The sequence below is a fragment of the Actinomyces viscosus genome (assembly GCF_900637975.1).
Classification (GTDB): Bacteria; Actinomycetota; Actinomycetes; order Actinomycetales; family Actinomycetaceae; genus Actinomyces; species Actinomyces viscosus.
Genome location: NZ_LR134477.1, coordinates 558346 through 583240 on the forward strand (window position 1 = coordinate 558346; position 24895 = coordinate 583240).

22 protein-coding genes are annotated in these 24895 nt (G+C 70.8%); 13 read left to right on the forward strand and 9 right to left on the reverse strand.

The features are described from left to right. Positions 1-90: 90 nt before the first annotated feature. From EL340_RS02505 to EL340_RS02525, 5 genes are all read left to right on the forward strand, one after another. Positions 91-1314: a PhoH family protein gene (locus tag EL340_RS02505; RefSeq protein ID WP_425331247.1), complete on the forward strand. Its 1224-nt coding sequence runs from the start codon at positions 91-93 to the stop codon at positions 1312-1314. Continuing rightward, positions 1304-1762, forward strand: a complete 459-nt coding sequence (gene ybeY / locus EL340_RS02510) for an rRNA maturation RNase YbeY (protein ID WP_075376916.1) — start codon at positions 1304-1306, stop codon at positions 1760-1762. The genes EL340_RS02505 and ybeY overlap by 11 nt, the downstream gene beginning before the upstream one ends. Positions 1763-1769: 7 nt before the next feature. Continuing rightward, the gene (locus EL340_RS02515; protein ID WP_126413273.1) at positions 1770-3056 is read left to right on the forward strand and encodes a hemolysin family protein; all 1287 of its coding nucleotides are present in this window, start codon (positions 1770-1772) and stop codon (positions 3054-3056) included. Further along, on the forward strand, positions 3049-4275 hold the full coding sequence (era, locus tag EL340_RS02520) for a GTPase Era (protein ID WP_126413274.1): 1227 nt from the start codon (positions 3049-3051) through the stop codon (positions 4273-4275). Before EL340_RS02515 ends, era begins: the two co-directional genes overlap by 8 nt. Before the next feature lie 192 nt (positions 4276-4467). Further along, on the forward strand, positions 4468-8052 hold the full coding sequence (locus EL340_RS02525) for a proline dehydrogenase family protein (protein WP_126413275.1): 3585 nt from the start codon (positions 4468-4470) through the stop codon (positions 8050-8052). Positions 8053-8182: 130 nt separating this feature from the next. Here EL340_RS02525 and EL340_RS02530 read toward each other — a convergent pair whose 3' ends face one another. From EL340_RS02530 to EL340_RS02540, 3 genes are read right to left on the reverse strand one after another with little or no spacing between them, the layout of a single operon-like run. After that, entirely contained in the window at positions 8183-8407 is a 225-nt protein-coding gene (locus tag EL340_RS02530; protein WP_164719411.1) for a helix-turn-helix transcriptional regulator, read from the reverse strand. A 2-nt stretch (positions 8408-8409) separates the two neighbouring features. Next, complete coding sequence (locus EL340_RS02535) at positions 8410-9246, reverse strand: ABC transporter permease (RefSeq protein ID WP_126413277.1); 837 nt, start codon at positions 9244-9246, stop codon at positions 8410-8412. After that, positions 9243-10094 (reverse strand): ABC transporter ATP-binding protein, encoded by an 852-nt coding sequence (locus EL340_RS02540; RefSeq protein ID WP_126415278.1) that lies wholly within the window; start codon positions 10092-10094, stop codon positions 9243-9245. The genes EL340_RS02535 and EL340_RS02540 overlap by 4 nt, the downstream gene beginning before the upstream one ends. A gap of 392 nt (positions 10095-10486) precedes the next feature. Here EL340_RS02540 and leuA point away from each other — a divergent pair, with 392 nt between their 5' ends. The 3 genes from leuA to uppS are packed head-to-tail and all read left to right on the forward strand — an operon-like array spanning position 10487 to position 13928. Next, a complete protein-coding gene (gene leuA / locus EL340_RS02545) occupies positions 10487-12268 on the forward strand; it encodes a 2-isopropylmalate synthase (protein WP_126413278.1) in 1782 nt (593 codons plus the stop codon). Positions 12269-12290: 22 nt separating this feature from the next. Further along, positions 12291-13040 (forward strand): DNA repair protein RecO, encoded by a 750-nt coding sequence (gene recO, locus EL340_RS02550; RefSeq protein WP_126413279.1) that lies wholly within the window; start codon positions 12291-12293, stop codon positions 13038-13040. Positions 13041-13043: 3 nt separating this feature from the next. After that, entirely contained in the window at positions 13044-13928 is an 885-nt protein-coding gene (gene uppS / locus EL340_RS02555) for a polyprenyl diphosphate synthase (RefSeq protein ID WP_126413280.1), read from the forward strand. A gap of 39 nt (positions 13929-13967) precedes the next feature. Here the strand turns inward: uppS and EL340_RS02560 are convergent, their stop codons facing one another. From EL340_RS02560 to EL340_RS02575, 4 genes are all read right to left on the reverse strand, one after another. Beyond that, positions 13968-14405, reverse strand: coding sequence for a Fur family transcriptional regulator (locus tag EL340_RS02560; protein WP_126413281.1), 438 nt, complete (start codon positions 14403-14405; stop codon positions 13968-13970). Then, entirely contained in the window at positions 14402-15292 is an 891-nt protein-coding gene (locus EL340_RS02565) for a metal ABC transporter permease (protein WP_126413282.1), read from the reverse strand. Before EL340_RS02565 ends, EL340_RS02560 begins: the two co-directional genes overlap by 4 nt. After that, positions 15289-16221 carry a metal ABC transporter ATP-binding protein gene (locus EL340_RS02570; RefSeq protein WP_197722336.1) on the reverse strand — a complete coding sequence of 311 codons (933 nt, stop codon included), beginning with the start codon at positions 16219-16221 and terminating at the stop codon, positions 15289-15291. Before EL340_RS02570 ends, EL340_RS02565 begins: the two co-directional genes overlap by 4 nt. Positions 16222-16294: 73 nt before the next feature. Then, a complete protein-coding gene (locus tag EL340_RS02575; protein WP_126413283.1) occupies positions 16295-17374 on the reverse strand; it encodes a metal ABC transporter substrate-binding protein in 1080 nt (359 codons plus the stop codon). A 242-nt stretch (positions 17375-17616) separates the two neighbouring features. Here EL340_RS02575 and EL340_RS02580 point away from each other — a divergent pair, with 242 nt between their 5' ends. Together EL340_RS02580 and EL340_RS02585 are read left to right on the forward strand one after the other, a co-directional pair. Then, positions 17617-19011: a glycine--tRNA ligase gene (locus tag EL340_RS02580; protein WP_126413284.1), complete on the forward strand. Its 1395-nt coding sequence runs from the start codon at positions 17617-17619 to the stop codon at positions 19009-19011. A 59-nt stretch (positions 19012-19070) separates the two neighbouring features. Continuing rightward, positions 19071-20399 (forward strand): YibE/F family protein, encoded by a 1329-nt coding sequence (locus EL340_RS02585; RefSeq protein WP_126413285.1) that lies wholly within the window; start codon positions 19071-19073, stop codon positions 20397-20399. A 26-nt stretch (positions 20400-20425) separates the two neighbouring features. On the opposite strand, the gene dusB is transcribed toward EL340_RS02585, so the two are convergent. Further along, positions 20426-21724 (reverse strand): tRNA dihydrouridine synthase DusB, encoded by a 1299-nt coding sequence (gene dusB, locus EL340_RS02590; protein ID WP_126415280.1) that lies wholly within the window; start codon positions 21722-21724, stop codon positions 20426-20428. Positions 21725-21905: 181 nt separating this feature from the next. Here dusB and EL340_RS02595 point away from each other — a divergent pair, with 181 nt between their 5' ends. The 3 genes from EL340_RS02595 to EL340_RS02605 all read left to right on the forward strand — a co-directional run bounded on the left by EL340_RS02595 (position 21906) and on the right by EL340_RS02605 (position 24083). Then, positions 21906-22634: an SDR family oxidoreductase gene (locus tag EL340_RS02595; protein WP_197722337.1), complete on the forward strand. Its 729-nt coding sequence runs from the start codon at positions 21906-21908 to the stop codon at positions 22632-22634. Positions 22635-22655: 21 nt separating this feature from the next. Then, entirely contained in the window at positions 22656-23474 is an 819-nt protein-coding gene (locus tag EL340_RS02600) for an SDR family oxidoreductase (protein ID WP_126413287.1), read from the forward strand. A 108-nt stretch (positions 23475-23582) separates the two neighbouring features. Further along, positions 23583-24083, forward strand: a complete 501-nt coding sequence (locus EL340_RS02605; protein ID WP_126415281.1) for a SixA phosphatase family protein — start codon at positions 23583-23585, stop codon at positions 24081-24083. A gap of 31 nt (positions 24084-24114) precedes the next feature. Here the strand turns inward: EL340_RS02605 and serB are convergent, their stop codons facing one another. Then, positions 24115-24816, reverse strand: coding sequence for a phosphoserine phosphatase SerB (gene serB / locus EL340_RS02610; RefSeq protein ID WP_126413288.1), 702 nt, complete (start codon positions 24814-24816; stop codon positions 24115-24117). Positions 24817-24895: the final 79 nt, after the last annotated feature.

A 24895-nucleotide genomic window follows, 5' to 3' on the forward strand; every position in this document is an offset into this window, starting at 1 on the left:
GTGCAAATGATGCACCGCGGCATTCTGTGAGCCTGCCCAGGGCGATGTGCCCTCGGCGTCTCTGGGGCCAATCATCTAGAATCGGCAGTGATGACGACACCGCCCACCGCAGCAGCCGGTTCGCCGGCGATGACCTCCTCAACTACCAGTTCTTCAGGACAGGTAGGCTCTACAGCCCCAACCGTCTCATCCGCGGGCTCATCCACCGGTCAACTTGCCTCTTCCGATCCCGACGCCGAGGTGGTCCGCACCCTCACCCTGCCCGAGGACGTCGCCCCCGTGACCCTGCTGGGCGCCCGGGACGAGGTGCTGCGCGCCATCGAGAAGGGCTTCACCGATGTCGACATCCACGTGCGCGGCACCGCGGTCACCGTCACCGGCCCCGCCGTCCGCGTCGACACCGTCGTTGTCCTCCTGTCCGAGCTCATCGACGTCGCCCGCACCGGCACGCCCCTGACCGCTGACGCCGTTGAGCGCGCCATCGGCCTGCTGGAGGCCGCCGCCCGCCCCACCGACGTCCTCACCGACGACATCCTCACCTCCCACGGCCGCACCATCCGGCCCAAGTCGCTGGGCCAGAAGGCCTACACCGACGCCATCGAGGAATCCACCATCACCTTCGGCATCGGCCCCGCCGGCACCGGCAAGACCTACCTGGCCATGGCCAAGGCCGTCGACGCCCTGGCCCGCAAGCGCGTCTCGCGCATCATCCTCACCCGCCCCGCCGTCGAGGCCGGCGAGAACCTCGGCTTCCTGCCCGGCAGCCTCACCGACAAGATCGACCCCTACCTGCGGCCCCTCTACGACGCCCTTCACGACATGCTCGAGCCCGAGGCCCTGCCCCGCCTCATGGCCGCCGGCACCATCGAGGTCGCGCCCCTGGCCTACATGCGCGGACGCACCCTCAACGACGCCTTCGTCATCCTCGACGAGGCCCAGAACACCAGCCCCGAGCAGATGAAGATGTTCCTCACCCGCCTCGGCTTCGGCTCGCGCATGGTCGTCACCGGGGACATCTCCCAGGTCGACCTGCCCGGCGGACGCGAGTCCGGCCTCATCGTCGTACGCAGGATCCTCGCCGGCGTCGAGGGCATCAGCTTCTGCGAGCTCGGCGCTGCCGACGTCGTGCGCCACCGCCTCGTGGGCCGCATCATCGAGGCCTACGCCCGTCACGACGCCGAGACCGCTGCGCAGGCGGCCGCCGCCCGACCCGCCGGTTCCGGTAACCGCAACGGCCGGGACAGCCAGTACCGTCGGGGGAGCAGCAACCGCCCCGCCCGGCCCCACTCGGAGAGGAACCCGCATGACCACTGAGGTCATCAACGAGACCACCACCGTCATCGACGCCGCCGAGTTCGCGGACCTCGCCGACCACGTCCTGACCGCTATGCACGTCAGCCCCGCCGCCGAGCTCAACATCATGTTCATCGACCCCGAGCCCATGGAAGAGCTCCATGTGCGCTGGCTCGACCTGCCCGGCCCTACCGACGTCATGAGCTTCCCCATGGACGAGCTGCGCCCCGGCTCGGCCGACTCGCCCACCCCCGCAGGGACCCTCGGCGACATCGTCCTGTGCCCGCAGGTTGCCGCCAAGCAGGCCCTGGCCGCAGGCCACTCGGCCATCGAGGAGATGCTCCTGCTCACCGTCCACGGCATCCTCCACCTCCTGGGCTACGACCACGCCGAGCCCGAGGAGAAGAAGGAGATGTTCGACCTCCAGCGCCGCCTCCTGCTGACCTTCCTCGCCGAGCGCGGCAAGTGAGGCCCGCGTGACCGGTATCCCCACCGCCGCGCTCATCGCCTGCGCGGTGATCGTCCTGGCCCTGGGTGCCCTGCTGTCCGCCGGCGAGTCCGCCCTGCTGCGCTTCACCCGCGCCGCCGCTGACGACCTCATCGAGGAGGGCCGCCGCGGCGCCGCCCGCGTGCGTCACCTCGCCGAGCACCGCACCCAGGTCCTGGCCTCGCTCAGCGTCGCCCGCGTCGCCGTCGACATGCTCGCCGCCGTCCTCATCACCCTGGCCGCCTCCGGGCTCGTGCGCACCTGGTGGCAGGTCCTGGCCCTGGCGCTGCTGGCCAACATCATCCTGCTGGGCGTCGTCGTCGGCTTCTCCCCGCGCAGCTACGGGCGGCGCAACCCCGCCGGCACCCTCCTGGCCCTGGGCCGCCTGCTCACCTGGGTCGACGTCCTGGGCACCCCGCAGCGCCGCCTCGTCTCACGCACCCGCCGCACCGAGGCCGCACCCACCGACGCCGAGACCCGCGAGGCCGTCAACGAGGACCTGCGCGAGATGATCGACGAGATCGGCGAGACCGACACCATCGAGGACGAGGACCGCGAGATGATGCGCTCGGTGGTCGAGCTCGGCCAGACCCTCGTGCGCGAGGTCATGGTCCCGCGCACCGACATGGTCACCATCGACGCCCACAAGCCCGCCTCCGCCGCCATGCGCCTGTTCATCCGCTCCGGCTACTCGCGCGTGCCCGTCATCGGGGAGGACGCCGACGACGTGCGCGGCATCCTCTACCTCAAGGACGTCCTGCGCCGCCTGGCCGCCCACCCCGAGCACGAGGGGCTCGCCGTGGCCGCCTTCGTGCGCGACGCCGAGTACGTCCCCGAGACGAAGCCCGCCGACGACCTCCTGCGCGAGATGCAGACCGGCCGCTTCCACATGGCCCTGGCCGTCGATGAGTACGGCGGCACCGCCGGCCTGGTCACCATGGAGGACCTTCTGGAGGAGGTCGTCGGCGAGCTCACCGACGAGCACGACCCCGAGCTGCCCGAGGTCGTCGAGGTCACCCCCGGCACCTACCGCGTCCCCGCCCGACTCGCCCTGGACGAGCTCGGCGAGCTCTTCGACCTCGAGATCGACGACGACGACGTCGACACCGCCGGCGGCCTGCTCACCAAGGCCATCGGCCGCGTCCCCCTGCCCGGCGCCGCCGGCGACATCCAGGGCGTCCACCTCCTGGCCGAGGAGACCGCCGGCCGCCGCCGCCAGGTCGCCACCATTCTCGCCTCCCGCACACCCGCTTCAGACAAGGACACCGATGACTGACAGCACCGACCGCACCGACAGCTCCGCCGAGCCCCTCGACATGCCGGCCCCCGGACCCGCCCCGGCCGGCTTCCGCTTCCCCACCGACGCCGAGCTCATGGACGGCCCCAACCCGTTGACCGATCCCGATGAGGAGGAGGTCGATGACGAGGACGAGACCGAGGACGCCGAGGCCGGTGATGAGCCCGACGACTCCGACGCCGCTGCCTCTCTGGACGCCGACGGCTTCCCGATCCTCAATGAGGGCGAGGAGGACGCCGAGGAGGACTCCGCCCGGGTCGAGATCGTCGTCCCCGACTTCCCCGAGGACTACCGAGCCGGCTTCGCATGCATCGTGGGTCGCCCCAACGCCGGCAAGTCCACCCTCACCAACGCCATGGTCGGCACCAAGATCGCCATCACCTCCGGGCGCCCCCAGACCACCCGCCACAACGTGCGCGGCGTCATCCACAAGGACAAGGCCCAGATCGTCCTGGTCGACACCCCCGGCCTCCACCGCCCCCGCACCCTGCTGGGCAAGCGACTCAACGACCTTGTGCGCGAGACCCTCACCGACGTCGACGTCGTCGTCTTCTGCATCCCCGCCAACGAGAAGATCGGCCCGGGCGACCGCTTCATCACCCGGGACCTCGCCGAGCTGCGCACCCCGATCGTCGCCGTGGTCACCAAGGCCGACACCGTCAGCCGCGAGGCCCTGGCCGCCCAGCTCCTGGCCGTGGGCGAGCTGGGGGACTGGGCCGACATCGTCCCGGTCTCGGCCAAGCGCGACGAGCAGATCGACGTCCTGGAGGAGGTCCTGCTGAAGCACATGCCGCTGTCCCCGCCGCTGTACCCCACCGGCGAGATCACCGACGAGCCCCAGCAGGTCATGATCGCCGAGCTCGTGCGCGAGGCCGCCCTGGAGGGCGTGCGCGACGAGCTGCCCCACTCCCTGGCCGTCGTCGTCGACGAGATCGCCGACCCCGACGACGAGCGCGAGGTCGGCCGCATCAAGGGGGTGGGAGGTCGCCTGCAGGTGCGCGTGAGCCTCGTCGTCGAGCGCGACTCCCAGAAGGCCATCATCATCGGCAGGGGCGGCCGGCGCCTCAAGGAGGTGGGCGTCAACGCCCGCAAGGGCATCGAGGAGCTGCTGGGCCGCAAGGTCTACCTCGACCTGCACGTGCGCACCGCCAAGGACTGGCAGTCCGATCCCAAGGCACTGGCCCGGCTCGGCTTCTAGGGCCTTGCCTTCCCGACTCGATCAGGCGCCGGGACCAGGAGCGGCCGCGGTACAGGAAAGGCTCAGCACTGGCATAGGACTTAGGTGTCTTGCGAAACGCCGTCGACCTGTCCTCCGAATCGGTCGCGCTCAAGGGGTGTTGTACCGCACACTATGTGTGTCTGATACCGACCAGAGCCCGGAGGCCCACGCATGACGAACACCGCCGTTCCCAGCCCGCCCCAACGCACCGACGCCGGCGCCACGAGCCGCCGCTGCCCTGACGACCTGTGGGAGCTGGGGGAGCGGGCCGTCGCCCGAGCGCGCCGGTGGGCTGACGAGTCGGCCTCCGAGCCCACGCCCCGCTCGGCCAGGCTCCTGTCCCGGATCCTCGCCGACCCCGAGGGCCTGACCTTCACCACGCGCTTCGTCGACGACGTCGTGCGCCCCACGGACCTCGACGTCGCCAGTGACGCCCTCAAGCGCCTGTCCACTGGCCGCACCGACTTCCTGCCGCCCGCCCTGGCCGGGGCCATGGGCCTGGGTTCGGCCGCCTCCCGCCTCGCCCCGCGCACCGTCACCGCCGTCGCCAGGCGGGTCTTCCGGGAGATCGTCGGCGACCTCGTCGTCGACGCCACCGACAAGGGACTCGGCCCGGCGCTGGCCCGCCTGCGCAAGGGCGGCAACCGTCTCAACGTCAACCTCCTGGGTGAGGCCGTCCTTGGGGAGAAGGAGGCCGCCCGCCGCCTGGCCGAGGTCTCCCGACTCGTCACCCGCGACGACGTCGACTACGTCTCGGTCAAGGTCTCCGCCGTCACCGGACCGCACAACCCCTGGGGCTTCGAGGAGGTCGTCGCCCACGGCGTCGAGGCCCTTCTGCCCCTCTACCGGCTGGCCCGAGACCACGGCACCTTCCTCAACCTGGACATGGAGGACTACAAGGACCTGGACCTGACCATCGCCGTCTTCACCGCGATCCTGGACCAGGAGGACATGCGCGGCTATGAGGCCGGCATCGTCCTGCAGGCCTACCTACCGGACTCCCTGGGCGCCATGCAGCGCCTCCAGGAGTGGGCCTCCCGGCGCGTGGCCGTGGGCGGCTCGCGCATCAAGGTCCGCATCGTCAAGGGCGCCAACCTGTCCATGGAGAAGGTCGACGCCGAGATCCACGGCTGGGAGCTGACCACCTGGCCCTCCAAGCAGGCCACCGACACCAACTACAAGCGCATGCTCTCCTGGGCGATGACCCCCGAGCGCACCCGCGCGATCCGCCTGGGCGTGGCCGGTCAGAACCTGTTCGACATCGCCTTCGCCTACGAGCTGCGCGCTGCGCGAGGCGTCGAGGACGATGTCGAGTTCGAGATGCTCTCGGGGATGGCCACTGACATCCAGGAGGTCGTGCGCCGCGAGACCGGGCACCTGCTGCTGTACGTGCCCGTCGTCGACCCCGGCGAGTTCGACGTCGCCATCTCCTACCTGGTGCGCCGCCTGGAGGAGAACGCGGCGCCCGAGAACTTCATGTCCGACGTCTTCGACCTGGCCGACGACAAGGCGGTCTTCAACCGCGAGCGCGACCGCTTCCTGGCCGCCCTGGCCGACCTCGACCCGGACGCCCCCGTACCGGCCCCCAACCGCACCCAGGACCGCCTGGCCGAGCGGGAGGCCGGCATCCCCGAGGAGTCCGGGACCCTGGAGGAGCGCGCCAGGCGGCCCTTCGCCTCCGAGCCCGACTCCGACCCGGCCCTGGCCGCCAACCGCCAGTGGGCCCGCGACATCGCCGCCGCCATCCCGGACTCCACGCGGGGCATGGCCGAGGTGGAGGCCGGGGCCGCCCGCCTGGCCACGAACGCCGAGGTCGACGCCCTCGTGGCCGTCACCGCCGAGGCCGCCGAGGTCTGGCAGTCCCTGGAACCGGCCGAGCGGGCCGCCGCCCTGCACCGGGTCGGGGACGTGCTGGCCGCCCGGCGCGCCGAGCTCATCGAGGTCGCCGGCTCCGAGGCCGGCAAGACCATCGACCAGTCCGACCCTGAGGTCAGCGAGGCCATCGACTTCTGCCACCACTACGCCGAGTCCTCCCTGCTCCTGCACGATGACGACTACATGGTCGGGGCGCGCTTCGCCCCGGTGGACGTCACCGTGGTCGCCTCGCCCTGGAACTTCCCGCTGGCCATCCCCACCGGGGGCGTGGCCGCGGCCCTGGCGGCCGGCAGCGCCGTCATCCTCAAGCCCGCCCCGCCCGCCCGGCGCTGCGCCGCCGAGCTCGTGCGCGCCTTCCACGACGCCGGGATCCCCGACGACCTCGTGGTGCTCGCCCCGCTGGAGGATGGTGAGGTCTCACGCCACCTGGTGACCCACAGGGACGTCGACCGGGTGGTCCTCACCGGCTCCTACGACACCGCCCGCCTCTTCCGCTCCTGGAAGCCGGACATGCACCTGTTGGGGGAGACCAGCGGCAAGAACGCCATCATCGTCACCCCCTCGGCCGACCCCGACATCGCCGTGCGCGACGCCGTCTACTCGGCCTTCGCCCACGCCGGACAGAAGTGCTCGGCCTCCTCCCTGCTGGTCCTGGTCGCCTCGGCCGGCAGCTCCGAGCGCATCGCCCGCCAGCTTGTGGACGCCACCGCCTCCCTGCGGGTGCGCCTGCCGCTGTCCCTGGACTCCCAGATGGGGCCCGTCGTCGTGCCCGACGACGAGAAGGCCGTGCGCGGCCTGACCACTCTGGGGGCGGGCGAGCACTGGGTCCTCAAGCCCCGCTACCTGGGTGACGGGCTGTGGACGCCCGGAATCCGGGCCGGGGTCGTGCCCGGCAGCGAGTTCCACCTCACCGAGTACTTCGCCCCCGTCATCGGCGTCATGCGCGTGGACACGCTTGAGGAGGCCATCGAGGCGGTCAACGCCGTCGACTACGGGCTCACCTCTGGGCTCCAGACCCTGGACGCCACCGAGCTGGCCATCTGGCTCGAGGGCGTCCAGGCCGGAAACCTCTACGTCAACCGCGGCATCACCGGCGCCATCGTGCGCCGCCAGCCCTTCGGCGGCTGGAAGCGCTCGGCCATCGGGTCAACGACCAAGGCCGGCGGGCCCTCCTACCTGCTGGGGCTGGGCGAGGTCGAGCCCGCCCGTGGTCGGGGTCAGGGGAAGGCCGGTGGCCTGGGTGAGCAGGGAACCGCCGCCCTGGACCCGCGTGTGGCCAGCCTCTGCGACGCCGTGAGCGGCCAGCTGGACGAGGAGGACCTGGCCGAGCTTCGCCGCGCCCTGGTGGCCGACGCCTCGGCCTGGAGGACCGGCTATGGCGCGAACCGTGACGTGACGGGGCTGGTCTGTGAGCGCAACATCCTGCGCTACCGCCCGGTCGACGTCGTCGTGCGGGCCGGGCAGGGAACCGCCCTGGCCGACGTCGTGCGCGTCATGGCGGCCGGTGTGCGCGCCGGCGGCTTCATCAGCCTGTCGGTGGCGGACCGTCTGCCCCAGCCGCTGCAGAACGCGCTGCTGGCCGCCGGCGTCCAGGTGGCGATCGAGGACCAGGGTGCCTGGGACATCCGCCTGGCCGAGCTGGCCGCCTCCGGCGGGCTGGGCACGCGCGTGCGCCTCATCGGCCCGCGTGAGGAGACCTCGGCCGCCCGTTGGAGCTACGCCAGCCGGGTGACCGGCGGGAGCCCCGACGTCGCCCTGTACACGGGCGCCGTGACAGCCTGCCCGCACTCCGAGCTGCTGCCCTTCCTGCGCGAGCAGGCCGTGGCCATCACCAGCCACCGCTTCGGCACCCCGCTCGACCTGGCCGAGGGCCTCCTGTAGGCCGGGCGGCTCCTGCCCGGACCTGCCCGGCAGCCGCCATCACACATACAGGGACATCCTGCACGTACGGGGACGGTTTTTCTGTCCCCCTACGTGCAGGATGTCCCTGTCGGCGTTGGATGCCGGTGCGTTACCTGAGGCGGGGGAACTCCTCGAGGGAGAAGACCGACTCCACGGGCACGTCGAAGTAGCGGGCGATGCGCAGGGCTAGGTGCAGCGAGGGCGCGTACTCGCTGCGCTCGAGGTAGCCCACCGTCTGGTAGTGGACGCCGAGCGCCTCGGCGAGCTCGCGGCGGCTCACCCGCCGGTCGGCGCGCAGGACCGCGATCCGGTTGTGGACGACGTCGTCGGACATGGTCACAGGCCGGTCTGGGAGCGGATGGTGGACTGCATGCGGGCCAGGCTACCGATCGTCTCCTTGCGGAAGCTGCGCCGCACGATGAACGACGCCCCCGCGAAGCCGATGACTGTCCAGGCCACCAGGACCCCGACGGCGAGCACCGGGGAGAAGGCTCCGCCCACCTCCCACGAGGGGTCGCCCACCAGCGCCCAGCGGGTCAGGTGCCCCGACCAGTACGTGGGCAGCGCCAGCTGAACCGCCTGAACCCACTGGGGGAGCCGGTCCATGGGCATGAAGAAGCCGCTCGTCCCGATCAGGGCGAAAGCGGGTAGATAAGTGATCATGAAGGTGTAGAGGCCGCGCACGAAGGCGCCCAGGAGGAAACCCAACGGAGCCGTCGCGACGGCTGACAGCACGATGAGCGGCAGACAGGCCAGCACCTGCGAGGCGCTCAGGGGAAGGGCCTCAACGAAGAGAGCCCCGCCGAGGAGAATGGTTCCCTGGAAGACGACGGTCTGGGTGATCGAGGACATCGTCTTGCCAATCGCCCACGTCAGCGGGCCATGGGGCAGGACACGCACCCGCAGCAGGGCGCCACCGATGCGGTCGTTATAGGTCTCGCTGGCGATCTGCAAGGTGATGAAGCAGCTGATCGTGCCGATGCTGCCGGCGATGAACATCGGGCCGAAGGCCGCGTGGGCCTCGGTAGTGGTCTGGGTCTGCCTGCCGACCACAATGACGCAGGTGGCGGCGATCAGCAGCGCGACGCTCGTTCCGACAAGACTGGCTCGCAGGTCCGAGCCCGCCTGACGGGAGGCCGCGCGCAGGACGGCCTGGACGGTGCGGATGCTCATGCTCGGGGCTCCTTACTGACAAGGGAGAGGTAGGTCTCCTCCAGGGTGGGACGGGTGATGGTCAGCCCGGTGACGGCGTCGAGGTCGAGTCCCTTGACGAAGCGCTCGGGGGAGTGGGTGGTGTGGACGTGGCGGACGCCGTCCTGGACCCAGGTGACCTCGGCGCCGCGGTCGAGGTGCTCACGAAGCTCGGTGACCGTGCCGTCGGCGATGATCCGCCCCTCATTCATGATGAGCACCCGTGAGGCCAGACGCTCGGCCTCGGTCAGGTCGTGCGTGGTCATGACAATGGTGGCGTCGTCGTCGACCCGGGCCAGGATGAGGTCGTGCAGGCGCGCCTTCGACGCCGGGTCCAGGCCGGTTGTCGGCTCGTCCAGCACGAGGAGCTCGGGTGCTGCCATGAGGGCGGCCGCGAAGTCGATGGTGCGTCGCTGTCCCCCGGAGAGCCTCGACAGGCGCGAGTCGGCCTTCTGACTGAGCCCGACGGCGTCGAGCACCTCCTCGACAGTGCTCACCCGTCTCGCCGCTGTCAGCTGGACCGAACGGATCCACTCCAGCTGCTCTCTCACCCGCCACTTGGCGTGGTCGGTCCAGCTCTGCTGGACCAGTCCGACCCTGGCCCAGAAGTCGGCGCCCGCCCGGCGCGGGTCGGTGCCGAGCACGCGCACCCTGCCGCTCGTCGGGGTCAGGGACCCCAGTAGGTTCTCCACGAGGGTCGTCTTGCCCACGCCGTTGGGGCCGAGCAGGCAGACGACCTCGCCCGCCTCGATCGACAGGTCGAGTCCGCGCAGGACCGGGGCGTCCCCATAGGAGAACTCGAGGTTCTCCGTGATGATGACTGGAGGCATCACACAAACCCTCCTCAGTAGAAGCGCAACTGAATGTAGTAGAGATGCTACATAGTGGTGTTGGTGTTCGTCGATTCGGAGGGGCTGCCCGGTGGCCTACCGCCTCGTCGGCCGTCTCACACAGCGGTCCCGCGCGGCCGCCTTACCTGACGACGGGTCGTCATCGGGGTAGGGTCTACACCGTGCGAGCGACTCCAGGCCTCCAGGTGAGCCTCCTGCTTAGTCGCCGCGGCGGGGCCTGACAGGCCGGCACCCCGACCGCGGCTGACTCGTCCTGCTCGGCCACGTTCCCGACCGCGCCTCTCTGCTTCCCAGAGTTCCCCCGAAGCCCTCCGGGCTCCCACCGGGACCGCCGTCGGAACCGCGAAGCACCTGATCCCAGGAGAACCCCGATGCGCAACGCCCGTCCCGCCCCCCAGCAGCCCTCCGGTATGCCCTTCGCCAAGTACCGGCCCTTCCTCGACGTCGTCAGCATCGACCTGCCCGACCGCACCTGGCCGGACAAGCGCATCACCGCCGCCCCCCGCTGGCTGAGCACGGACCTGCGCGACGGCAACCAGTCCCTCATCGAGCCCATGGGCCCTCAGGCCAAGCGCGCCATCTTCGACCTCCTGGTGTCCATGGGCTTCAAGGAGATCGAGATCGGCTTCCCGGCCGCCTCCCAGACCGACTACGACTTCGTGCGCTCCCTGGTTGACGACGGCGCGATCCCCGAGGACGTCACCATCTCGGTGCTCACCCAGTCGCGCGGTGAGCTCATCGACCGTACCCTGGACGCCTGCGTCGGCATTCCGCGGGCAACCGTCCATCTCTACAACGCCCTGTCGCCCCTGTTCCGCAACGTCGTCTTCCGCATGGACCGTGACCAGATCCGCGAGCTCGCCGTCGACGGCACCCGCCAGATCATGGCCCGCGCCGAGAAGGTGCTCGACGAGGACACCGTCTTCGGCTTCGAGTACTCCCCGGAGATCTTCGTGGACACCGAGCTCGAGTACAGCCTCGAGGTCTGCCGGGCCGTCATGGACGTGTGGGAGCCCGAGGGGGACCGCGAGATCATCCTCAACCTGCCCGCCACCGTCGAGCGCGCCACCCCCAACGTCTACGCCGACCAGATCGAGTGGATGAGCCGCAACCTTCCCCACCGCGACGCCGTGTGCCTGTCCCTGCATAACCACAACGACCGCGGCTCGGGCGTGGCCGCCGCCGAGCTCGGCCTCATGGCCGGCGCCCAGCGCGTCGAGGGCTGCCTGTTCGGCCACGGCGAGCGCACCGGCAACGTGGACCTGGTGACCCTGGCCCTCAACCTCTTCAGTCAGGGCGTCGACCCTATGCTCGACCTGTCCGACATCGACGAGGTCCGCCGTATCGTGGAGCGGGCCACCGGCATGGACGTGCCCCCGCGCACCCCCTACGTCGGTGAGCTCGTCTACACCTCCTTCTCCGGCTCCCACCAGGACGCCATCAAGAAGGGCTTCGCCGCGCGCGCCACCCAGGTCGACGCCAGGAAGGCCGAGGGCCGCTCCGAGGCCGACGCCGAGATCGCCGTGCCCTGGTCCATGCCCTACCTGCCCATCGACCCCCACGACGTGGGCCGCTCCTACGAGGCGGTCGTGCGCGTCAACTCCCAGTCCGGCAAGGGCGGCGTGGCCTACCTGCTGGGCACCACCCGCAAGCTCGAGCTGCCGCGCCGCCTGCAGATCGAGTTCTCCCGCATCGTCCAGCGCCACACCGACACCTACGGCGGCGAGGTCGACGGCGCCCGCCTGTGGTCCATCTTCGCCGACGAGTACCTGCCGGCCGCGGCCGCCCCCGAGGCCGAGCTCAGCCGCTGGGGCCGCTTCGAGCTGCGCGGGGCCACCCTGACCTCCACCGGCGACGACGAGGACTCCACCCTCACCATCACCCTCGTCGACGACGGCCAGGAGAAGCACCTGACCGCCACCGGAAACGGGCCCCTGGACGCCTTCGTCACCGCCCTGGAGAGCACAGGCTTGAGCGTGCGGATCCTCGACTACGCCGAGCACGCCCTGAGCGAGGGCCGCGACGCCCAGGCCGCCAGCTACGTCGAGTGCGAGGTCGACGGTCAGGTCCTGTGGGGCGTGGGCATCGACCCCTCCATCACGACCTCCTCCTTCAAGGCCGTCATCTCCGCCCTCAACCGTGCCCTGCGCTGAGAGAGCGTGAGAGACTGCGTCCGTGATGAGCAGGCTCTACCGGGACGAGGCGATCGTCCTGCGCACCTACAAACTGGGCGAGGCCGACCGCATCATCGTGCTCCTCACCCGTCACCACGGGCAGGTGCGCGCCGTGGCCAAGGGCGTGCGCCGCACCAGCTCGCGCTTCGGGGCGCGCCTGGAGCCCTTCTCCATGATTGACGTCCAGCTCCACGCCGGACGCAACCTCGACGTCGTCACCCAGGCCGAGATCATCGACCCCTTCGGCCGCGCCATCTGCGCCGACTACGCCATGTTCACCTGCGCCTCGACCATGGTGGAGACCGCCGAGCGCCTCAGCGCCGACGACGGCGACCTGGGCACCGAGGCCAGCCCCCAGCAGTACCTGCTGCTGGCCGGGGCCCTGGCCGCCATGGCGCACCGGCGCCACGCACCCGGACTCATCCTCGACTCCTACCTGCTGCGCGCCCTGGCCCTGGGCGGCTGGGCGCCGTCGTGCTACGACTGCGCCCTGTGCGGCGCACCGGGACCGCACCGGGCCTTCCACGTGCAGGTCGGCGGCGCGGTGTGCGAGTCGTGCCGCTCGGCCGGCGCCGTCGAGGTCGAGCCGGCCACGATGGTGCTCCTGGGCGCCCTGCTCTCCGGGGACTGGGCCGTGGCCGACGCCTCCGGCCAGCGGGAGCGCTCGCAGGCCTCCGGGCTCGTCTCGGCCTACACGACCTGGTACCTGGAGCGGCGCCTGCGCTCCCTCGCACTGGTGGAAAGGGCATAACTCATGACAGACAGTACGAGGGCCACGACCGCGGGTACGACGCGGGACATGACGGTCGACGAGGCCCCGCCCCTGCACCGCCTGGGCCTGACCCCGCCCGCGCTGCCACCGGCCGCCCTGCCCCAGCACGTGGCCGTCGTCATGGACGGCAACGGGCGCTGGGCCAACGCCCGCGGCTTGCCCCGCACCGAGGGGCACCGGGTGGGGGAGGCCAACCTGCTCGACGTCGTCGCCGGCGCCGTCGAGATCGGCGTGAGCGAGCTGAGCGCCTACGCCTTCTCCACCGAGAACTGGCGACGCTCGCCCGGCGAGGTCCGCTTCATCATGGGGTTCGCCCGCAAGGTCCTGCGCGCCCAGCGCGATATCCTCCACTCCTGGAACGTCAAGGTGCGCTGGGTCGGGCGCACCCCGCGCCTGTGGAAGTCCGTGCTGCGCGAGCTGCGCGAGGCCGAGCGCCTCACCGCCAGTAACACGGGGCTGGTCCTCAACCTGTGCATCAACTACGGCGGACGCGCCGAGATCGCCGACGCCACCCGCGCCATCGCCGAGGACGTCGCCGCCGGCCGCCTCAAGGCCTCCTCCATCAACGAGAAGACCATCCAGCGCTACCTGTACTCACCCACCATGCGGGACGTGGACCTGTTCATCCGCACCGGGGACGAGCAGCGCACCTCCAACTTCCTCATGTGGTCCTCCTCCTACGCCGAGCTCTACTTCTCGCCCCTGCCCTGGCCCGACTTCAACCGCACCGAGCTGTGGAAGGCCTGCGAGGCCTACGCCGGGCGCGAGCGCCGCTACGGAGGCGCCGTGGACAGGGTGCTTCAGGAGGATCCCGGCGAGGCCGGGGACCCTCAGGACGACGGGGACCCTCAGGACGACGAGCAGTAACCGGCTGCTGTCGGCCTCCCGTCCCAGCTCGATCGTCGGTCAGTCCTGCGGAGCGTCCTGGGCGGAGTCCCGGGCCGAGCAGGCGGCGCACAGACCGAAGAACTCGGCGGTGTGCTCCATCTGGGTGAAGCCCTGCTGGGCCGAGACCCGGCTGATCCACTCCTCGAGCTCACCGCCGGCGACCTCCACGGTGTGCCCGCAGCGGCGACACACGATGTGGTGGTGGTGCTCCTGCCTCTCGCAGGCCCGGTAGAGGACCTCGCCCTCGGCGCTGCGCACCTGGTCCACCGCGCCGCCCTCCGCCAGGGTCTGCAGGTTGCGGTAGACGGTGGCCAGTCCCACCTTGGTCCCCTCGGCCTCCAGGGCCGCATGGATCTGCTGGGCGGAGCGGAACTCGTCGGTGCGCGCCAGGATGTCGGCGACGGCGGCGCGCTGACGCGTGGCTCGAGGACGCTGCGCCGTGCTGCGTGCGCTCATGATCTGCCTCCTGAGGTGATGCGGTGCCGTCGGGAGCGGCTGATGAGCTGCCACAGCCCGGACAGGAGGGCGACGACGGCGTATCCCCCTACCAGGAGTACCACGATCATGGCGCCAGGGGAGGCCGCAACCAGGTAGGTGATCGTCAAACCGGACACACAGGCCACCACCCCCAGTCCCATCGCCAGGTACATGGTGCGCGAGAACGAGTGCGAGACGAGCTGGGCGATGGCCACCGGCACGATCATGACGGCCGAGACCAGCAGGGCACCCACCACCCGCATGGACACCGAGACCGTCAGGGCCGCCACCACCGCCACCAGGACGTTGAGGGCACTGGTCGGCAGCCCGCAGGCACGGGCGAACTCCTCGTCGTTGCACAGGGCGAACAACGGCCCGCGCAGCCCCAGCCCCACCAGCAGGACCAGGGTGGCCAGGGCGATGGTGAACCAGGCGTCGGAGACCGAGACCGTGGAGATCGAGCCGAACAGGTAGGAGTTGAGATTCGTCGTCGTGCCGCCGGCCAGACGGATGAGAATGACCCCACCGGCGATCCCCCCGTAGAACAGGATCGCCAGGGCCACGTCGCCGCGGGTGCGGCCGTTGGCACGGATCACCTCGATCGTCACGGCACCCAGAACACTGACGACGATCGCCCCGGGAACGGCCCAGGCGTCATGGGGCGTGACATTGGCGGCGGCCCCGGCCAGCCAGCCCAGGGCGATACCGGTCAGGGCAATGTGCCCGATCCCGTCGCCCAGCAGCGCCAGGCCCCGCTGAACCAGGTAGGTGCCCACCACCGGGGCGGCCAGCCCGACGAGCACCGCGACGATGAAGGCCCGCTGCATGAGGGGGCTGGCGAGCATGTCGGAGACGAGCTCGATCATGGGCGGGCCCTCCTGCCGGTGCGGGGCCGCGCCTCAGGCAGCCGGTGGTCGAGGACGGGGGCGTGGTGCGCCGGAGGACCGCCCGCGTCCGGGTGATGGTCACCGCGGTCGCCGTGGTACCGGTGACGACCAGAGGGGCCGATCCCGGCGTCGCGCAGGTGAGCGACCTCTCCGGCGGGTCCGTCGGCGACGAGCCTGCCGTCCTGAAGCAGGATCGCCCGCTGGACGACCTCAGCGAGCTCACCCATCTCGTGCAGAACCGTCACCAGGGTCAGCCCCTGCGCGCGCAGCCCCTGGAGGATCGTGGCCAGGGACTCGCGGCTGGCGCGGTCGATCCCCGCCAAGGGCTCATCGAGGATGAGCAGCTCGGGGGAGCGGACCAGGGCCCGGGCGATGAGAACCCGCTGGGCCTGACCGCCGGAGAAGACCTGGACGTGGTCGCCGGCCCGGTGGGCCAGCCCGACGGCGTCGAGCGCCGCCATCGCTCGCCTCCTGGCGCCTCGGCCCCGGTCCGCCCAGGGGTTCCTCGGTCCCAGCAGCCCGGAGCGCACCACCTCCAGAGCCGTGGCCGGGACGCCGGAACCCGCACCGATCCGCTGAGGAACGTAACCGATGCGCCCCCAGGGGACCTTCCGGCGCCGGGTGATGGGGGTGCCCAGCACCTCGATGCTGCCGCCGGCCGGAGGCACGAGCCCCAGGATGGCCTTGACCAGGGTGGACTTGCCCGAGCCGTTGGCGCCCAGCAGCGCCACGGACTCGCCGGCCCCCACCGCCAGGCTCACGTCGTCCAGGATGAGGGACGCCCCCAGGACCACCCTGAGGTCGCGCACCCTGACGGCGAGCGCGGACGACGCCGCCCGGGGTGAGCCGGACGGCGCCGTCAGAGATGGTGATGGCGACGATGATGGTGACAGAGGTAATGAGATCATACCGGTGTGATCATGCCGATCTGGTTGGATGTCAGGCGGACGGGCCGCCTGAGGCGGTCGCCCGGCCTCGACTCTACTGGCACGCCAGGGCGATCTTGAGGCGGTCCAGGTTGGTGGTCATGGCGTCGGTGTAGTCACCGCGCTCGGGCTTGGACTCCAGGGGACTGAGCACATTGGTCTCCGCCCCGGTCTCCGCGGCGATCGCCTGGGCCGTGGTGGGGGAGACGAGCTCCTCGGTGAAGATCGTCGTCGTTCCGGTGCTCTGGACCACCGACTTGATGTTGGCCAGCTCGGCGGGGCTGGGCTCGGTCTCCGGGTCGATGCCGGAGATGGAGGCCTGGGTCAGCTTGTAGCGGTCGGCCATGTAGCCGAAGGCGGCGTGGGAGGTCACGAAAGTGGTGCGCTGGCAGGTGGACAGGCCCGTGCTGTACTGCGTGTCCAGGTTGGTCAGCGCCGTCTTGAGCTTGTCGAGTCCCGTCTTGTAGTCATTGGCATTGGCCGGGTCGATCTTGGCGAACGACGCCTCCATGGCCTCGGCCACCGCGATCATGCGCTGCGGGTCCAGCCAGAAGTGCGGGTCGAGGTCACTGCCGTGCTCCTCGCCCTCGGCGTGGCTGTGCTCACTGTCAGCGCTGTGCTCGTCGTGGGCCGCCTCGCTGGACTCCTCGCTCGCGGCGGCTGAGGCATCGCCCCCGGCGGCCTCGTCGCCGTGCTCGTGCTCCTCCTCAACCCCCTCGTGGTGGACGAGGTTGGCCGGCTTGCTCAGGTCCACCACCGTGGGACCGGAACCGACCTCCTTGACGGCCTTGTCCAGGGAGGGCTGGAAGCCGGGGACGTAGGCGATGAGATCGGCCTTGCCCAGCTCGGCGGTCTCCTTGCCGGAGAGCTCGAAGTCGTGCGGCTCGACATTGGAGGGGGTCACGGTGGAGACCTTGACGAGCGGGCCGCCGATGGCCTCGGCCAGATAGGCGATCGGGTAGAAGGACGTCGAGACCGTCAGGGTCTTGCCCGGGGCGATCGTGTGGGCGGAGGAGGCCGACGAGCTCTCGCCTTTCAGGGCGCTGCACGCGCTCATGCCGGCAGCCAGGACCAGGGTGGCTCCGAGCGCCACGATGCGACGGAGATGATGGGAACGAGCCTGTGAAACACTCATGCGAATCATTCTCATACTGCTGACGCGATGCGTCAAACCGCGACGGGCTCATGTGCGCTGCTGAGGGTCGGTTTGCGGGAACGCCAGGCGGTATCTCCTCATCTCCCCATCTCCTCGGCGTCCCCTGCGGGGCTGTGGTGCGACGGGCCCCTCACCGACACATGACGGCCCTCCGCCTAGACTGTCCCCACTCGTCCCCACCAACCAGGCGGGACCACGACCACTCCTGAAGGAGCACTCCGTTGGCATCCACCCCTTCACGCCTTGACGCCGTCATCAACCTCGCCAAGCGTCGCGGGTTCGTCTTCCCCTGCGGCGAGATCTACGGCGGAACCCGCTCGGCCTGGGACTACGGACCGCTGGGCGTCGAGCTCAAGGAGAACATCAAGCGCCAGTGGTGGCAGTACATGGTCCGCTCGCGCGACGACGTCGTCGGACTGGACTCCTCGGTCATCCTGCCGCGCGAGGTGTGGGTCGCCTCCGGCCACGTCAATGCCTTCACCGACCCGCTCATCGAGTGCCAGTCCTGCCACAAGCGCCTGCGCGAGGACGAGCTCCAGGAGGCCTACGCCGCCAAGCACGGCATCGAGGACCCCGACTCGGTGAGCCTGGAGCAGATCGCCTGCCCCAGCTGCGGCACCCGCGGCAGGTTCACCGAGCCCAAGGCCTTCTCCGGCCTGCTCAAGACCTACCTGGGCCCGGTCGACGACGAGTCCGGCCTGCACTACCTGCGCCCCGAGACCGCTCAGGGCATCTTCATCAACTTCGCCAACGTCATGAGCGCGGCCCGCAAGAAGCCGCCCTTCGGCATCGGCCAGGTGGGCAAGTCCTTCCGCAACGAGATCACCCCGGGCAACTTCATCTTCCGCACCCGTGAGTTCGAGCAGATGGAGATGGAGTTCTTCTGCGAGCCGGGCACCGACGAGGAGTGGCACCAGTACTGGATCGACTACCGCAAGGCCTGGTACATGGACTTGGGGATCAGCGAGGACAACCTGCGCCTCTACGAGCACCCGAAGGAGAAGCTCTCCCACTACTCCAAGCGCACCGTGGACCTGGAGTACCGCTTCGGCTTCGCCGGATCCGAGTGGGGCGAGCTCGAGGGCATCGCCAACCGGACCGACTTCGACCTGTCCACCCACGCCGAGCACTCCGGCAAGGACCTGTCCTACTTCGACCAGACCCGATCCGAGCGCTGGACCCCCTACGTCATTGAGCCGGCGGCGGGGCTGACCCGCTCGCTCATGGCCTTCCTGGTCGAGGCCTACACCGAGGACGAGGCCCCCAACACCAAGGGCGGGGTGGACAAGCGCATCGTGCTGAAGCTCGACCCGCGCATCGCCCCGGTCAAGGCGGCCGTCCTGCCGTTGAGCCGCAAGGAGGAGCTGACCGGCCCGGCCAAGGAGCTGGCCGCCCGCCTGCGCCGCTCCTGGAACGTGGAGTACGACGACGCCGGAGCGGTGGGTCGTCGTTACCGCCGCCAGGACGAGGTCGGCACGCCCTTCTGCCTCACCTACGACTTCGACTCGCCCGAGGACGGCGCGGTCACCGTGCGCGAGCGCGACACGATGACCCAGGAGCGCATCCCGCTCGAGGGCGTGGAGCGCTACCTGGCTGAGCGCCTCATCGGCTGCTGAGCCTGGACCCCGCACCGTGTCCCTGGCTCACGTCAGGGGCACGGGGCGGGCATGATGGGATGGTGAGCGCCAACTCGACCTCCCCGAGCAACGAGACCTTCCATCCTGAGCCGCCGACCGAGGAGAACGGTCATGTCCACGGCAGCCGCGGCAGCCACGAGAGCCACGGCGTCCCCGGCGGACACTCCCACTCCGGTCCGCTCGACCTGGACGCGGGCGAGGTCCGCCGGGTGAGGATCGTGCTCGGCGTCATCGTCGGGGCCCTGGTGCTGGCCACCGTCGTCGGGCTGTTCGTGCTGTGGCCGGGCAAGAGCTCACTGATCGGCTCGCGCTCCTTCACCGCCGAGGGCGGCTCGGTGGGCCGGGCCACCATCACCTCCGTGGACCTGTCGAGCTGCCAGAGCGCCGTGAGCGCCCTGACGGAGGTCAACGGCGTCAAGCAGGAGGACTTCGCCAAGGGGCACGTGTGCGCCCGCATCACTCAGGGAGAGGGCAAGGGCCTGGTCATGCCGGTCCAGCTGGTGGGAGAGCCCCGCAAGCTCGCCCACGCCGGGGACCGCCTCGTCGTCCTCTACTCGCCCCAGGCGATCCTGTCCGGGTCCCCCTACTCCTTCATCGACTACCAGCGCCAGCTCCCGGTCGGCGCCCTGACGATCGTCTACCTCGTGCTCGTCGTCGCCGTGGCCGGACGCAAGGGCGTCCTGAGCGTCCTGGGCCTGCTGGTGGCCACCGGCGTGCTCGCCTTCTTCATGATCCCGGCGCTCTTGTCCGGCTCCCACCCGCTGGCCGTGACGCTGGTCGGGTCGATGGCGATGATGCTCGCGGCCGTCTACGTCGCCCACGGCATATCCATCCGCACCACGACGGCCCTGCTGGGCACGGTGGCCGGCATCGTGCTCACCGTGCTGCTCGCCCTGTGGGGGACCGACGCCGCCCACCTGACCGGCGACGTCGACGAGACCGCCCGGCTGCTGGCCTCCCGCACGAGCATCGACCTGCAGACGCTGCTGACCTGCGGCATGGTCATCGCCGGACTCGGTGTCCTCAACGACGTCACCATCACCCAGGCCTCCTCGGTGTGGGAGCTGCACGCCGCCAACCCGCTGCTGTCGCGCACGCGCCTGTTCACCGGCGGGATGAGGATCGGCAGGGACCACATCGCCTCAACCGTCTACACCCTGGCCTTCGCCTACGCCGGCACCGCGCTGCCACTCATCCTGGCCGCGGCCCTCATGGACCGGGCGGTGCTGGACACCATGCTCTCGGGCGAGATCGCCGAGGAGATTGTGCGCACCCTCATCTCATCCATCGGTCTGGTCCTGGCGATCCCGGCGACGACGGCGATCGCGGCGGCCCTGTGCCGCGTCACCCCGGTCCTCGACGACTAACCCGAGGGGCGCGGGGGCGGCCCGGCTCAGCCCCCGGAGACGTCGGACTCAGCCTGGCTGAGCATCTCACGGTGGGCATCGTCCAGGACAGGGGAGTCCAGCCAGCCGTCGGGCAGGCGCGGGGTCTTGGGGCTGCCCGCCCGGCCCCGGGGACCCTCGACGATGTCACCGGGGTAGTCGACCACCTCCGGCAGGCGCGAGCGCATCCGCTCCAGGCCGGCGTCGAGCTCGGCTAGGGTCCTGATCCCCATGAGGTCGGCACGCGCGGCACCACCGACCGGGTAGCCCTTGAGGTACCAGCCCACGTGCTTGCGCAGATCGCGCACGCCCCGGTCCTCACCCATCTCCTGGGCCAGCATGCGCCCGTGGCGGCGGATCACCCCGATGACGGCGTCCAGGTCCGGGCGGGTGCGCGCCCGCGAACCGTGCATGGCCGCCACGATGTCGGCGAACAGCCAGGGGCGGCCCTGACAGCCACGGCCCACGACGACACCGTCGCAACCGGTGGCCTCCATCATGCGCACCGCGTCATCGCCCAGCCAGATGTCTCCGTTGCCGAGCACCGGAAGCCCGGTGGCCTCCTTGAGCCGGGCGATCTCCTCCCACCGGGCCTGCCCCGAGTAGTGCTGGCGCGCGCTGCGGGCGTGCAGCGCCACGGCCGCGATCCCGGCATTCTCAGCGGCCCGGGCGGCGTCGAGGAAGGTCTCGTGCTCCTCGTCGACGCCCAGGCGCATCTTCATGGTCACCGGCACCTCCCGCACCCGCCCGGCACGGCGGCAGGCCGCCTCGCTCGCATGAACCGCCTCGGTGAGGATGGCCGCCAGCAGGTCCCGCTTCCACGGCAGCGCCGCCCCGCCGCCCTTGCGCGTCACCTTGGGCACCGGGCAGCCGAAGTTGAGGTCGATGTGGTCGGCGAGGTCCTCCTCGACCAGGATCCGCACGGCGGCGCCCACCGTGGCCGGGTCGACCCCGTAGAGCTGGATGGAGCGCACCCGCTCGGAAGGGTCGGTGCGCACCATCGCCAGGGTCCGCTCGTTGCGCTCCACCAGCGCCCGGGTGGTGACCATCTCGGTGACGTACAGACCCGCCGGGGCCAGCAGCCCGCCGCTCGGCGTCGTGACCGGGCCGGGGGAGGCGGGCGTCAGCGGCTCGGGCAGGGCGGCCTCGGCCGTCTCCCGGCACAGCCTGCGGAAGGAGGCGTTGGTGACCCCGGCCATGGGGGCGAGCTCGACCGGGGTGGCCACCTCCAGCGGGCCGATGCGCAGGGGGGCGGGGAAGCGGCCGGATGCGTCGGTGCCGCCGGTGCGGGGGAAGGTCTCGCTCATCGTCACCCTGACATGCTGACACACGGCAGGCGCAGGGACCTCGACCCGCCCACCGGTGCGACCCCGGAGAGGGCCTGGCACAGATAGCCTGTGAAGCAAATAACACGGTTGGATCGAGATCGGCACGTGACGAATTACTGATGATGAATGCTCTCGCGCGTTACCTTGTGTGCTTGTGCTGATGAACGAAGAGACCGAGCCGTCGATATCACGTTCCGTCGTCGTGACCGGAGCCTCCCGAGGGATCGGGGAGGCGGTCGTGAAGGCGTTTCTCGCACAGGGCGACCGGGTGGCGGGCATCTCCCGCTCCGGTGAGGCCCCCGACGGCGCCCTGGCCCTGGCCGCCGACGTCACCGATCCCGACGCCCTGGCCCAGGTGCTCTCCGCCGCCACCGAGGCGCACGGCCCCATCGAGGTCCTCGTGGCCTCGGCCGGCATCAACCGGGAGTCCCTGGCCGCCCGTACCTCCTCCCAGATGTGGGACGAGGTCATCTCCGCGGACCTGACGGGCACCTTCAACACCGTGCGAGCCGTCACCCCCGCCATGATGCGGGCGCGCAGGGGCCGCATCGTCCTGGTCTCCTCGGCCATCGCCGCCCGCGGAGGCGTGGGCCTGTCCGCCTACGGCGCCGCCAAGGGCGGGGTGGAGGGACTGACCCGGTCCCTGGCCCGAGAGCTCGCGCCGCGCGGCATCACCGTCAACGCCGTGGCCCCCGGATTCGTCAGAACCGCGATGACCGCCTCACTGCCCGACCACATCCGCACCGCCTACCTCGAGCAGATTCCCCTGGGACGCTTCGCCGACGTCGCCGACGTCGCCGGCCCCGTCCTGTTCCTGGCCTCCCCGGCGGCCTCCTACGTCACCGGTGCGATCCTCGGTGTCGACGGCGGCATGGGCATGGGGCGGTAACAGGCGTGGAACGATAGGGGCATGAACCCTCCTACGGGCCTGCCCACGGGTCTGCTCAGTGACCGCACGGTGCTTGTCACCGGTGTCCTGAGGCCCAGCTCGATCGCCAGCGCCATCGCCGAGGTCGCCCTCCGGCAGGGTGCCCGCGTCCTGCTGACCGGCCACCCCCGGACCCTGGCGGTCACCGGCTCAGTGGCCAGCGCTCTTGGACTGCCCGATCCGGTGACGCCCCTGGACGTGGCCGACGCCGACTCCCTGTCCGCCCTGGCGCCCACCTTGAGGGATCTGGGCGTGACCCGCCTGGACGGCCTGGTCCACTCCATCGCCCGCGCCGACGTCGACCTGCTGGGGAGCGTCCTTCCGCCCGAGGGCGCCGGGCCGGTGGCGCGAGCGGGCCGAGCGCGCGATCTTGAACGGGCCTTCATCGTCTCGGCGGCCTCCCTGCCCGCGCTCGTCGACGCCGTCTCACCGATGCTGGGGCGGGGCAGCAGCATCGTGACCCTGACCTTCGACAGTGCTCGCGTCTGGCCCGGCTACGGCTGGATGGGCCCCCTCAAGGCCGCCCTGGAGGCCGCCGTGCGCGCGCTCGCCGTCGAGCTGGGGGAGCGGGGCGTGCGGGTCAACGCCATCTCCTCCGGTCCCCTGAGCACCACCGCGGCCGGCGCCATCCCCGACTTCGAGACGCTCAGCCGGCGCTGGGGGGCCGCCGCCCCGCTGGGCTGGGACACCGCAGACGCCACCGCGGTGGCCCGCAGCACCGTCGCCCTGCTCTCCTCCTGGTTGCCCGCCACCACCGGGCAGGTCATCCACGTCGACGGCGGGGCCCGCGTCGTCGGCTGATCGATCGGAGCCGGCGGAGAAGGCCGTGCCAGAACCGCGCCAGAACCGTGCTGGAGCCGTGTCGGGGTCGTCGCGGTGCCGTAGGGTAGAGGCGTGACAACGGATCCCATGCGTCGGCTCGTGCTCGTCCGCCACTCCAAGGCCTCGCACGACGCCGTCTCCGACCTGGAACGCCCCCTGACCTCCAAGGGCGCCGCCCTCGCCGGTCTGCTGGCCAAGGAGCTGCGCAAGCGCCTGGAGACCACGGACCTGCTCCTGGTCTCTCCGGCCGCCCGCGCCCGCGAGACCGCCCGCCCCCTGCGCGACCGCCTCGAGCCCACCGACACCCTGGTGCGCGAGGAGATCTACAACCTGGGACCCAACGGCATCCTGCGGGTCCTGGCCGAGGAGGGGGGCGAGGCGAGCACGGTGGTCGTCGTCGGCCACGAGCCCACGATCTCCGTGCTGGCCCACATCCTCCACGACACCGACGACGACCTGGCCTCCCAGATCTCCTTCGGTGTGCCCACGGCCACCGCCGTCATCATCGACGTCCCCGGCAGGTGGGCGGATCTGGAACCCAAGAGCGCCCGTATCCGCGAGATCTTCACCGCTCGTAAGCGCGACTGAGCCCGACGCCCGGTCAGGCCCTGACGAGACGTCAGGCCCCGATCAGCTGCAGGACGGCCCGCAGGTCACGCACGTGGACGGCGGCGTCGGCCTGCTCGACGACGACCGGCTTGGCGCAGAACGCGACGCCCAGCCCCGCGGCCGCCAGCATCCCCAGGTCGTTGGCCCCGTCCCCGACGGCGATGGTGCGCTCCATGGGCACACCGTCCTGCTCAGCCCACCGGTGCAGGCAACGGACCTTCTCCTGACGGTCCACGATCCGCCCCAGCACTCGGCCGGTGAGCGCGCCGCCGTCCACCTCCAGGCGGTTGGCCGCCACGTGGTCGATACCCAGTCGCTCGGCCAGGGGCACCACGACCTCCTCGAAGCCGCCCGAGACGACCCCCACCCGGCAACCACCCGCGTGCAGCGCCTCAATGAGCTCGGCCGCCCCGACAGTGGGACGCACCTCGGCGAGAACGTCCGCGAAGACGCTCTGGGGGACCCCGGCCAGCGTCGCCACCCGCTCGCGCAGCGAGGCGGCGAAGTCCAGCTCCCCGCGCATCGCCCGGGCCGTGACCTCGGCGACCTGCTCACGTGTCCCGGCACGCTCGGCGATGAGCTCGATGACCTCCTGCTCGATGAGGGTGGAGTCCACGTCCATGACCAGCAGGCCGGGTCCCTCGGTGACCAGGGGACCGTCGGTCAGTACGCCGCTGACTGAACCCGCGAGGGCGGGGGAGGTACTACTCATGGCGTCATGCTAGCCGCGCACGCGACTGCGCCGTCGCCCGGAGGAACCGGACGACGGCGTATCAGCCGGGGAAGGCTGG